This is a genomic window from Micromonospora aridisoli, assembly GCF_056150025.1.
The window spans coordinates 90,331-101,880 of sequence record NZ_JAXCFK010000010.1 but is presented as its reverse complement, the minus strand read 5'-3'; the positions used below and the strand labels follow the sequence as shown (position 1 = coordinate 101,880).

Genomic DNA, 11,550 nt, shown 5'->3' with positions numbered 1-11,550 from the left:
AGATCAGGGTTACTCCCGCGTGGGTCCTCGGACCCGCCCGCCCGGGTCGTCCGGTGCCCGCCCGGGCAGGGGTGGACGGCTCACCGATCTCCGGCTCGGCCAGGAAGATCTTTATTTCGGCCCGACCGACCATGCCGGAAGCCGGACCGGCGACCCGGCGTGACCGCCGGCACGACGGTGGACGGCCCGTTCGACCTGATCGAGGCGGGTTTCGGTGGGCGCGGGCGAGCCGGGTCGGCCGCTCGGTGCTCCCCCTGGTCGAGGCGGTCGTGACCCGCTGTGTGCCGACGCTCACGCTGGCGCTGGAGGTCGTCCGCGAAGTGGGATTCCCGTCGCATGCTCGGGCTCCGCGAACAAGCCGAGAATTGCTCACTCCTAGACTCCCGGCCATGACTGCGGACCCTCTGACCAGCGCTGATACGGCGAGCGGCGCGCGGGGAGTCGAGCGAACCGCAGCCGACGAACCAACTCCGTCGCCGTGGTTCGCGGACCCGTCGACCGCCGTGCGGCCCCCCGCGGCGGAGGCATCGACGATGGCGCGGCCGGCGGTGGTGGACGCGCCGACCGTGGTGGGGCCGGCGGTGGTGGACGCGCCCACGGTGGTGCGGCCGGCGGTGGTGGACGCGCCGACCGTGGTGCGGCAGACGGTGGTGGACGCACCCACCATGGTGATACCGGGAGACAGCCCGACCACCGTCATGGCCGCCGTGCCCCAGCCGCAGCCGGTCTTCGTCGATCCGAGCGGCCGGCGCCGCTCCCGGCTGCGCTGGATCGCGTACGCCCTGGGCCTGGTCGGTCTTATCTACACCGGACTGGTCGTGGCGAGCTTTGCCGGCGGCCCGGTCAACGCCGACACGGTGCTGCCCTTCGTGGAGCCGACCCGCCAGCCCTGGCAGCCGCCACCGGCCCCCTCGATCCCCGCCGCCGAGCCGTCACCCACGACGGCCACGCCCCGGGCGACGGGCAGCGCCGCGCCGAGTCCCCGGGCCACCACCCCGTCCCGGGCTCCCGCGACGGCGACCAGTGCGCCGACGACACCCGGCCGCCCCTCGTCGACACCGGCGTCACCACGACCCTCCCGGTCGACCGCACCCGCGACCACGCCGAGCGTCGAACCGCCCAACACGGAACCGGCACCACCGACCGTCGACCCGTCGGTCGTCGTCGACCAGGCCGTCCGCGTCGATGGCTGAACCGCCGGCGCCCCGGTCCCGGCGGCAGGTACGAGGACGCCGCGTCGTACCGCCGCCGAGCTGGACCCTCTTCGGCGTGCTCTGCGCGGTCCTGGCGGCGGTGCTGCTCGTCGGCGCGTACGCCAACGCGTCCTTCGCGCCGGACCGTCGGCAGACCCACGACGGGCAGCGTGAGGTGCCGACGACGGTGGTGTCCGGCGGTCCGATCATCAGCAGCACGGAAGGACAGAGCCGGTCGTACCGGCTGCCGCCGCGTACCGTCGCGCTCACCTTCGACGACGGACCGGACCCGGTCTGGACTCGCGAGGTGCTGCGGGTCCTGGCCGCCCACCAGGTGCCGGCCACCTTCTTCGTGGTCGGTTCGCAGGTGGCCCGGCATCCGGACCTGGTGCGGACGTTGGCCGGCGACGGGCACGAGATCGGCGTGCACACCTTCACCCACCCCGACCTGACCGTGCTGCCCGACTGGCGACGCCGGATGGAGTACACCCAGACCCGGCTGGCCATCGCCAGTGCGGCGGGGATCCGCACCTCCCTGATCCGGTTCCCGTACTCCTCCTACGCGGCGGCCATCGACGACCTGGACTGGCCGGTGTTCACGCAGGCCGGTGAGCTCGGCTACCTCAGCGTGCTCAACGACACCGACAGCCGGGACTGGGCGTTGCCCGGGGTGGACGAAATCATCACCAACGTCACACCAACGGGCTACTCGGGAGCGATCACGCTCTGGCACGACGCGGGCGGCGAGCGGGCCCAGACCGTGGCCGCGCTCGACCGGTTCATCCCGCTCATGAAGGAGCGTGGCTACCGCTTCGTCACGGTCACCGAGGGACTGAACCTCGCCCTCGCCGAGGCCGGCATCGACCACCGGGTCGAGGCCGGTCAGGTCGCCACGGCGGGAGAGCGCTGGCGTGGCCGGATGCTGATCTGGGCAGTGCGGGGCGCGGACCACACGCTGGGCTGGCTCGGCGCGATCTTCCTCACGGTCGGCGCGCTGACGGTGGGTCGTACCGTGCTGCTGCTCGCGCTCGCCGGCCGGCACGCCCGTCGCCGCCGGGCCCCGGACTGGGCGTGGGGACCGCCGGTGACCGAGCCGGTGTCGGTGATCGTGCCCGCGTACAACGAGAAGGAGGGGATCGCCGCGGCCGTCCGCTCGCTTGCCGGTGGCGACCATCCGGGCGGCATCGAGGTGATCGTCGTCGACGACGGCTCCACCGACGGCACGGCGGAGATCGTGGAGGCGCTCCGGCTGCCGAACGTCCGGGTCGTCCGCAAGCCCAACGGCGGCAAGCCGAGCGCGTTGAACACCGGGGTGGCACTGGCCCGGCACGAACTGATCGTGATGGTCGACGGGGACACCGTGTTCGAACGCGACTCGGTGCGGCGGCTCGTCCAGCCGTTCGCGGACCCGCAGGTGGGTGCGGTCGCCGGCAACGTCAAGGTGGGCAACCGCGACAGCCTGATCGCCAAGTGGCAGCACATCGAGTACGTCATCGGCTTCAACCTGGACCGACGGCTGTACGAGACGCTGCGCTGCATGTCCACCGTGCCCGGGGCGATCGGCGCCTTCCGCCGGCAGGCGTTGCGGTACGCCGGTGGCATGACCGACGACACCCTGGCCGAGGACACCGACATCACCATGGCGCTCGGCCGCGCCGGCTGGAAGGTGGTCTACGAGGAGACGGCCCGGGCGTGGACCGAGGCTCCGGCGACGCTGGGGCAGTTGTGGAAGCAGCGGTACCGGTGGAGCTACGGCACCATGCAGGCGATGTGGAAGCACCGCCGCTCGCTCGTCGACCGCGGTGCCTCCGGCCGCTTCACCCGACGCTGTCTGCTGTTCCTGAGCGTGTTCGGGGTGGTCCTGCCGCTGCTGGCGCCGGTGATCGACCTGCTCGCCCTCTACGGCCTGTTCTTCCTCGACCGGACCGCGACGGCGGTGGCCTGGTTGGTCATGCTCGCGTTGCAGACGCTGACCGCCGTGGTGGCGTTCCGGTTGGATCGGGAGAAGCTGGGCGTGCTGTGGGTACTGCCGTTGCAGCAGTTCGTGTACCGGCAACTGATGTACCTGGTGATGATCCAGTCGGTGACCACCGCCCTGACCGGTGGTCGCCTGGGCTGGCAGAAGCTCCGCCGTACCGGCCTGACCCCCACTCCCACCCCTGCCGACTCCTGTTGACCATGAAGTTAGCGGGGGATTTTGTCCGTTTCCCTGCCGCCAACCTCATGATCAACGGGGTCAGGAGCTGACCAGCGAGATGGCGTACGCGGGCCAGAACTCGCCGCTGGGCGGCTCGCCGGGACGGCAGTCGCCGTCGGACTCGCCGGGGAACTTGATCCAGAGCAAAGCGTCCACCCGGGGCAGGCCGGTGTCGGCGGTCGGCTCCTCGCCGATCGCCCGCCCTGGCGGGTTGCACCAGCTCGGCGCGCCGTCGACCCGCTCGGCGGGATAGGGGCCGTTGCCGTTGCGGCTGGTGTCGATCACGAACGTGGTCTCGCCGCCGAGCGCGTCGGAGATCCGGTGCCCGTAGCTGACGTTGTCCCCGGTGCGGGCGAAGTTCGCCACGTTGAGCGCGAAGCCGTCGGCCCGCGTCACCCCGGCGCGGCGCAGCGCCGCCGCCAACGCCTCGACGTCGCGGATCCACCCCGGATGCCCGGCGTCGAGGTAGATCCGGGCCTTTCCGGTGCTGGCCAGCACGGCGACCGCGTCGCGCAGCAGGGCGAGCCGGTCGGCGGGGTCACCCACACAGCCGGCCACCGCGTCGGGCAGCGCGCCCGGTTCGAGGACGACGATCACCTGACGGCCGGCGACGCCGGCGGCGACCTCCCGGATCCACGCCTGGTACTCCGCGCCGGTACGGGCACCGCCCTCGCCGCGTCGGCCGCAGTCCCGCTGCGGCACGTTGTGCACCACCAGCACGGGTGTCTGGCCGGCGATCGCGGCCTGCCCGAGGAAGGCGTCGACCTCGTCGCGGACCGCACCGCCGGTCAACCACTTCGCGCTCGGCCGACCGCCGATCGCGCGTAACGCCTCCGCCTCGGCCGACTCGCCACGAGCCGCCCGCCGCTGCGCCTCCACCTCGGCCGGGTTGGTCGGGTCGAGGTAGAACACCGAGGGCGCGGGCGGTGGCGCGGATCCGGTCGCGTCCGGGATCCGTGACGGGGCGGGCTCGTCGGAACAGCCGGCGAGCAGCAGCGTCAGGGCGACGCCGGCCGCCACGACGCTCCGGCGGCCGGGTCGGCTCGTCGACCCCCGCCGCCCCGATCGGGTACGCCGGACGGCTGGCCAGGTGGCGGACACGCTGATCAGTCGTCGTCTTCGTCGTCGAGCCGGGCGAGCCAGGTGGCGAACCGCTCGATCGGAGTCTCGAACTCCGGGTTCAGGTCGACGAAGTCACGCAGCCGCTCGCCCAGCCACTCCAGGCTGACCTGCTCGTCGCCGCGCCGCTCGACCAGTTCCTCGATGCCCCGGTCGGTGAAGTACATGTGTCCACTCGCTTCCTCACCGGCGTCCCCCGGTGAAGCCGGCCGGTCCCGCCCCACCAGAGGGCGGGACGGGACCGGGTCAGTTCTCGTCAGGGGCGGGGGAGCGCCGCCTCGATCAGCGCCTGCTGCTCGACCTCGTGCATCTTCGCCGACCCGACGGCCGGAGCCGCGGCGGCCGGACGGGAGATGCGCCGCAGCCGGACACCGTCGAGGTGCTCCAGCAGGTTGAGCGCGACGAACGACCAGGCACCCTGGTTGGCCGGCTCCTCCTGCACCCAGGCGAAGTCCTCCGCGTTCGGGTACTGCGCGAGCGCGGACCGGATCTCCTCCACCGGCATCGGGTAGAGCTGCTCCAGCCGGATGATCGCGGTGTCGGTGATGCCGCGTTCCTGCCGGGCCTGGAACAGGTCGTAGTAGACCTTGCCCGAGCAGAGCAGCACCCGCTTGACCTGCTCCGGCGCGGTGGCCGCGGGATCGGCCAGCACCGGGGAGAAGGTGCCGGTGGTGAAGTCCTCCACCGAGGAGACACAGAGCTTGTGCCGCAGCAGCGACTTCGGCGTGAACACCACCAGCGGCTTGCGCTTGGGCGAGAGAGCCTGGCGGCGCAGCAGGTGGAAGTAGTTCGCCGGGGTGGTCGGGTTCGCCACCCGCATGTTGTCCTCGGCGCAGAGCTGGAGGAACCGTTCCGGGCGTCCGGAGGTGTGGTCCGGACCCTGGCCCTCGTGGCCGTGCGGCAGCAGCAGGGTGACGGCGGAGCGCTGGCCCCACTTCACCTCGCCGGAGGAGATGAACTCGTCGATCACCGTCTGGGCACCGTTGACGAAATCGCCGAACTGCGCCTCCCAGCAGACCAGTGCGTCGACGTTCTCCACGGAGTACCCGTACTCGAAGCCCATCGCGGCGTACTCGCTCAGCAGCGAGTCGTGCACGAAGAACCGGGAGCGCTCACCGTCACCGGTGAGCGACTTCAGCGGCAGGTAGTCGTCGCCGGTCTCGGCGTCGACGATCGAGGCGTGCCGCTGCACAAAGGTGCCCCGGCGCGAGTCCTGCCCGGCGAGCCGCACGGTGACCCCGTCGTGCAGCAGCGCGCCGAAGGCGATGATCTCGCCGAAACCCCAGTCGATGTTGCCCTCGACGGCCATCCGGGCCCGCCGGTCGAGCAACTGCTGGATCCGCTTGTGCGGGGTGAAGCCCTCGGGCAGGTTGACGTGCGCCTCGCCGATGGCCTTGATGACCGACGCCTCGGTCGCCGTCTCCACCTGCGGCTCGGGCTCGTCCTGCCGGGCCGGACGGCTCAGCTGGCGCGGCGTACTGGCCGCGTCCCGGGTGGCCTTGAAGACCCGTTCCAGCTGCGCCTGGTAGTCGCGCAGCAGCTCCTCGGCGTCCTCCACGGTGATGTCACCCCGCCCGATCAGCTCCTCCGTGTAGAGCTTGCGGACCGAGCGCTTCGAGTCGATGATCCGGTACATCTGGGGGTTGGACATCGAGGGGTCGTCGCCCTCGTTGTGCCCACGCCGCCGGTAGCAGACCAGGTCGATGACGACGTCCTTGTTGAACGCCTGGCGGTACTCGAAGGCGAGCCGGGCGACCCGGACCACTGCCTCCGGGTCGTCGCCGTTGACGTGGAAGATCGGAGCCTGGATCATCCGGGCCACGTCGGTGCTGTAGAGGCTGGACCGGCTGTACTCCGGGGCGGTGGTGAAGCCCACCTGGTTGTTGACCACCACGTGCACCGTCCCGCCGGTGCGGTAACCGCGTAGCTGGGAGAGGTTGAGCGTCTCGGCCACCACCCCCTGGCCGGCGAAGGCCGCGTCGCCGTGCACCGCCAACGGCAGCACGGTGTAGCCCTCCAGCTTGAGATCGATGCGGTCCTGCTTGGCCCGCACGATGCCCTCCAGCACCGGGTCGACGGCCTCCAGGTGCGACGGGTTGGCCACCACCGAGACCTTCACGGCGTGGTCACCGTCGGGAGTGGTGAACTTGCCGTTCTGCCCCAGGTGGTACTTCACGTCGCCCGAGCCCTGGGTGGAACGCGGGTCCAGGTGCCCCTCGAACTCGGAGAAGATCTTCTCGTACGGCTTCCCGACGATGTTGGCCAGCACGTTGAGCCGGCCCCGGTGGGCCATGCCGATGACGACCTCGTCCAGCCCGCCCTCGGCGGCGGCCTCCAGCACCTCACCGAGCAGCGGAATGAGCGACTCGCCGCCTTCCAGCGAGAAGCGCTTCTGACCGACGTACTTGGTCTGCAGGAAGGTCTCGAACGCCTCGGCCGCGTTGAGCCGGTTGAGCACGTGCTTCTGCTCGCCGGCCGGCGGCTTCTCGTACTTGCGCTCGACCCGTTCCTGGATCCAGCGGCGCTCGGCCGGGTCCTGGATGTGCATGTACTCGATGCCGACGCGGCGGCAGTACGAGTCGCGCAGCACGCCGAGGATCTCCCGCAGCTTCATCCGCTGCCGGCCGGCGAAACCGTTGACCGGGAAGGTGCGATCGAGATCCCAGAGGGTCAGCCCGTGCTGGAGGACGTCCAGATCCGGGTGCTTGCGGATCTTGAACTCCAGCGGGTCCGTGTCGGCCATGAGGTGCCCGCGCACCCGGTAGGAGTGGATCAGCTCGTGGACCCGCGCGGTCTTGTTGATCTGCCCCTCGCTGTCGACCGCGACGTCGCGCATCCAGCGCACCGGCTCGTAGGGGATGCGCAGCGAGGTGAAGATCTGGTCGTAGAAGCCGTGCTCGCCGAGCATCAGCTCGTGCATGACCTTGAGGAACTCGCCGGACTGCGCGCCCTGGATGATGCGGTGGTCGTACGTGCTGGTCAGCGTGATGACCTTGCTGACCGCCAGCTCGGCCAGGGTGGCCTCGCTCATGCCCTGGTAGGGGGCCGGGTACTCCATCGCGCCGACCCCGATGATCGCGCTCTGGCCCTGCATGAGTCGCGGCATGGAGTGCACGGTGCCGATGCCGCCGGGGTTGGTCAGCGAGATGGTGGTGCCGGAGTAGTCCTCCATGGTCAGCTCGTTGCGGCGGGCGCGCCGGACGACGTCCTCGTACGCCTGCCAGAACTGCCGGAAGTCCATCTGCTCGCAGGCCTTGATGGAGGGGACCACCAAATTGCGGCTGCCGTCGGGCTTGGTCAGGTCGATGGCGATGCCCAGGTTGACGTGCTCCGGGCGGACCATTACCGGCTTGCCGTCGACCTCGGCGAAGGAGTTGTTCATCTCCGGGTGGGCGACCAGCGCCCGGACCAGGGCGTAGCCGATCAGGTGGGTGAAGCTGACCTTGCCGCCGCGTCCCCGGGCTAGGTGATTGTTGATCACGATGCGGTTGTCGACCAGCAGCTTGGCCGGCACGGCGCGGACGCTGGTGGCGGTCGGCACGGCCAGTGACGCGTCCATGTTCTGAACGATCTTGGCGGCGACGCCGCGCAGCGGCGTGGTCTGCGGCCCGCCGGCGGTGGGGGAGATCCGGGTCGGCTGGCTCTTCGCCGACGCGGCCTTGGCGGGGGCCGGCTTCGCGGCGGCCGGCTTCGACGTGGCGGGGGCCGGCTTCGAGGTCTCCGGTGCCGGGCGGGCCTCACTCTTGTCCGCCGGTGCGGCCTTGGCGGCCTCGCTCTTGGCGGCGGGTGCCTTCTTCGGGGCCACCTCGGCCGCGGCCGGGGCGGTGTCGCCGGGCTCGGTGGTGGTCGCCCGACCGTCGCCGTCCGCGGTGCGGGTGCTGCCCTTGCCGGGGCGGTAGTCGGCGAAGAAGTCGTGCCAGGCCGGGTCGACGCTGCTGGGATCGGCGAGGTAACGCTGGTACATCTCCTCGACGATCCACTCGTTCGGGCCGAAACCCGCCAGTGGGTTCTCCTGCGAAGTCTGCTGGGTCGACACGGCCGGTAATCGCCTCTTTCACGCGGGTTTGTGTGTCACGCGGCGTCCGGTACGCCGGGACGGGCGCACAGGACGGTTCCCAGGCTACGCCGTACCGATCCTCGGGGCATTTCCGCCTCCGTCGCGTGGTCGGATTCACAGAAGATGCCAGAAGTTCGGTAAGCGCTGCGTATTCCCTTGATCGCTGCTATGACCTCCCCGTCCGGTCCGACCCGCGTTGCCGGGCCGCCGAGCGGCGTCGGGCCCGGACCGCCGGTTCTTGACCGGTGGGCCGGGCCCGTCGTCGGGACGCCGAACCGAGTCCGGCGTCGGGGTGTCAGGAGATGTCGCGGCGCCGGGTGATGAGGATCCCGACCACGCCGCTGACCACGGCGTAGCCCACCAGCACGAGCGCGCCGACCCACCAGGCGGGCAGCATCTCGTTCTCCCCGGGTGTGATCATGACCTGGGAGGCGGCGGCCGGCCAGATCACCTGCCACTTGATGATCGACATGTTGTCGAGCACGTTGGCCAGCAGCAGGAAGAGCAGCCCCACCACCTGCGTACCGATCAGGTAGAGCACCGAGGCGGTGATCACCGCCCCCAGCTGGTTGGTGATCAGCGTGCCGATGCCCACGCCGAGGACCGTCCAGATCGCGTACGCCATCAGGTTGAGCAGCAGTGCCCGCTGGACCTCCCACTCGCCGAGCTGGGTGCCGTAGTCGTTCAACGTCAGGAACGTCGCTCCGGCGGCGAGGTCGATCAGCGTGGTCACCAGCCAGAACGCGAAGCCCAGCAGGCTGGCCGCGATGAGCTTGCTGACGATCACCGAGGTGCGCCGCGGAGTGGCCAGGAACGTGGTGGTCGCGGTCTGGTGGAAGAACTCGTTGGTGACCATGAGGATGCCGATGAGCATCACGAACATCAGACCCAGGTACTGACCGGAGGTGTAGAGGTTCGCCGCCTGCGCCGGCGCGGAGGCGGCGTCGCCGGTGAAGCCGAACTCCTCGCCACCACCGCTGAGCGTCTCGCTGGCCAGCCACGCGTTGAACGCGAAGGCCAGGGCGATCGACAGGAACGCCCCGATGGCCAGCCACCACCAGGTGCTGGTCGTACGGATCTTGAGCAGTTCGGAGCGGACGAGGTTGCTCATCGGATGCCCGCCTTTCCGGCCGTCAGCTCCAGGAACACGCGTTCCAGGTCGGGTCGTTCGGTGGTCAGCTCGTGCAGTTCCACCCCGGCGGCCAGGGCCGCCCGGCCCACCGTCGGCGCGTCGACCCCGCCGATCAGGAGGGTTCCCTGCCCGTCGTTCTCCACCGTGGCCGGCCCATCCGCCAGCGCGGCGGTGAGCGCGTCGGCCTGCGGGGTGCGTACCCGGACCCGGACGCCCTGCGCCATCGACCCGATCACCTGCTCGACCGGTCCCTGCCGGACCAGCTGCCCGGCCGCGATGATCACCACGTCGTCGGCCAGCAGCTGCATCTCGGAGAGCAGGTGGCTGGAGACGAGCACGGTGCGCCCCTCGGCGGCGAGCCCCTTGAGGAACCCGCGCATCCACCGGATGCCCTCCGGGTCCAGGCCGTTGGCCGGCTCGTCGAGGATCAGCACCCGGGGGTCGCCGAGCATCGCCGCGGCGATGCCGAGCCGCTGCTTCATGCCCAGCGAGTATCCCTTGAACTTGCGCTTGGCCGCCGGGGTCAGCCCGACCAGCTCCAACGCCTGGTCGGCCCGCTCCCGAGGCAGCCCAGCCGCCGCGCAGATCACCCGCAGGTGGTTGACGCCGGTACGGCCCTTGTGTGCGCTGGACGCCTCCAGCACCGCGCCGACGTGTCGCAGCGGGTCGGCCAGATCCGGGTACCGGTGGCCACCGATGGTCGCCGCTCCGGCGGTCGGGGTGACCAGGTTCAGCAACATCCGCAGGGTGGTGGTCTTACCCGCGCCGTTCGGGCCGAGGAAGCCGGTGACCCGACCCGGTTCGACCGTGAACGACAGGTTGTTGACCGCGAGCACGTTGCGGTACTGCTTGGTCAGGCCGGAAACCACGATCTGCGCGTCGCTGGTGGGGCGTGATTGCCCGTCGGTCATCGTTCTCCTCCCGTGTCGGCGCCGGGGTGCGCCGTTGCACAGCGTGACGTTAATGGTCAAGTAATTCAATCGGGCTCGTTCGGGAGATCGTGATCCGCCTCAGGCAGGAGCCGTCTCATCCCCAGGTACGAGCCGATCGACGGCCGTGTCTACACGGCGATCCAGGTGGCCCGGGCATGGCCGAGCGGGCGGCCGTCCGGCGCGTACAGGCTGGTGCGTACCAACGCCTTGCGGCCCTCGGTGCCGATCACCGCCCCGGTCACCACGCACTCGTCGTCCGGCTGGGGCAACGCCTCGATCCGGGCCGCGATCCGACCGAGCACGTACGGCCGGCCGGCACCGATCACCGCCCAGCCGCCGGGGCAGTCCAGGGCGGCCCAGACCGTGGCGGCCCCGACCTGCCGGGGTGCCCGCACCGGGGCGGCCGTCCGGCCGTCCGGCAGCCGTCCCGGAAAGATCCGCAGGCCGTCGGCGCGTCGTGGGCCGCAGACGTAGCAGTCGGGAAAGGGATGGTCCACCAGCCCGGGGTACGCCGCCGAGGCGGCCCGGGCGGTCGCCAGGTCCACCGGTGCCACCACGGTGTGGTCGAGATCCTCCGCCGGGCGCAGCCGCGCGACCACCTCGCCGGCCGGGTCGCGGACCTCCCCGTCGACCAGCGTCAACGGGGTGTCCAGCGGCGGCGGTCGACGCAGCGTCACCTCGACCGGCGCGTCCCCGCCGTACGCGGTGGCGAAGACACCGGCGCTCCAGCCGCCGTTGCCCGACCCGGGTGGTCCGTTGAAGCGCCCTTCGATGATCATCGGGACTCCCTCCGCCACGCCGCCCGGCCGCGTCGCCGGACACCGGCAGCCTCGCACGCCCGCGTACCCGCCGCCGGAGCGGGTCGGCGACCGGTCGCCGACCGGCGTTCACCGGATCGACACCGCTGGTCACCAGGGCCG

The 11,550-nt window shown here is 71.0% G+C and carries 8 protein-coding genes; 2 read left to right on the top strand and 6 right to left on the bottom strand.

What is annotated here, in order from left to right; genetic code table 11:
* Nucleotides 1–389 precede the first annotated feature (389 nt).
* Both SM447_RS21170 and SM447_RS21165 read left to right on the top strand, forming a co-directional pair.
* On the top strand, nt 390–1,193 hold the full coding sequence (locus SM447_RS21170; protein WP_474574578.1) for a hypothetical protein: 804 nt from the start codon (nt 390–392) through the stop codon (nt 1,191–1,193).
* Nucleotides 1,186–3,369 carry a bifunctional polysaccharide deacetylase/glycosyltransferase family 2 protein gene (locus SM447_RS21165; RefSeq protein WP_474574577.1) on the top strand — a complete coding sequence of 728 codons (2,184 nt, stop codon included), beginning with the start codon at nt 1,186–1,188 and terminating at the stop codon, nt 3,367–3,369. The genes SM447_RS21170 and SM447_RS21165 overlap by 8 nt, the downstream gene beginning before the upstream one ends.
* 60 nt (nt 3,370–3,429) lie before the next feature.
* Here the strand turns inward: SM447_RS21165 and SM447_RS21160 are convergent, their stop codons facing one another.
* The 6 genes from SM447_RS21160 to SM447_RS21135 form a co-directional block, all read right to left on the bottom strand.
* A complete protein-coding gene (locus SM447_RS21160; RefSeq protein WP_474574576.1) occupies nt 3,430–4,410 on the bottom strand; it encodes a glycoside hydrolase family 6 protein in 981 nt (326 codons plus the stop codon).
* A gap of 86 nt (nt 4,411–4,496) precedes the next feature.
* Nucleotides 4,497–4,676: a DUF6104 family protein gene (locus SM447_RS21155; RefSeq protein WP_131303737.1), complete on the bottom strand. Its 180-nt coding sequence runs from the start codon at nt 4,674–4,676 to the stop codon at nt 4,497–4,499.
* An 89-nt stretch (nt 4,677–4,765) separates the two neighbouring features.
* Nucleotides 4,766–8,545 carry a multifunctional oxoglutarate decarboxylase/oxoglutarate dehydrogenase thiamine pyrophosphate-binding subunit/dihydrolipoyllysine-residue succinyltransferase subunit gene (locus SM447_RS21150; RefSeq protein ID WP_474574575.1) on the bottom strand — a complete coding sequence of 1,260 codons (3,780 nt, stop codon included), beginning with the start codon at nt 8,543–8,545 and terminating at the stop codon, nt 4,766–4,768.
* A 316-nt stretch (nt 8,546–8,861) separates the two neighbouring features.
* Entirely contained in the window at nt 8,862–9,677 is an 816-nt protein-coding gene (locus SM447_RS21145) for an ABC transporter permease (RefSeq protein ID WP_474574574.1), read from the bottom strand.
* On the bottom strand, nt 9,674–10,609 hold the full coding sequence (locus tag SM447_RS21140; protein WP_474574573.1) for an ABC transporter ATP-binding protein: 936 nt from the start codon (nt 10,607–10,609) through the stop codon (nt 9,674–9,676). Before SM447_RS21140 ends, SM447_RS21145 begins: the two co-directional genes overlap by 4 nt.
* 149 nt (nt 10,610–10,758) lie before the next feature.
* Nucleotides 10,759–11,409, bottom strand: a complete 651-nt coding sequence (locus SM447_RS21135) for a hypothetical protein (protein WP_474574572.1) — start codon at nt 11,407–11,409, stop codon at nt 10,759–10,761.
* Nucleotides 11,410–11,550: the final 141 nt, after the last annotated feature.

Bases quoted from the DNA above. Each gene is read 5' to 3' on its own strand.
- SM447_RS21135 (WP_474574572.1), bottom strand. From the start codon at position 11,409: ATGATCATCGAAGGGCGCTTCAACGGACCACCCGGGTCGGGCAACGGC.
- SM447_RS21165 (WP_474574577.1), top strand. From the start codon at position 1,186: ATGGCTGAACCGCCGGCGCCCCGGTCCCGGCGGCAGGTACGAGGACGC.
- SM447_RS21145 (WP_474574574.1), bottom strand. From the start codon at position 9,677: ATGAGCAACCTCGTCCGCTCCGAACTGCTCAAGATCCGTACGACCAGC.
- SM447_RS21155 (WP_131303737.1), bottom strand. From the start codon at position 4,676: ATGTACTTCACCGACCGGGGCATCGAGGAACTGGTCGAGCGGCGCGGC.
- SM447_RS21140 (WP_474574573.1), bottom strand. From the start codon at position 10,609: ATGACCGACGGGCAATCACGCCCCACCAGCGACGCGCAGATCGTGGTT.
- SM447_RS21170 (WP_474574578.1), top strand. From the start codon at position 390: ATGACTGCGGACCCTCTGACCAGCGCTGATACGGCGAGCGGCGCGCGG.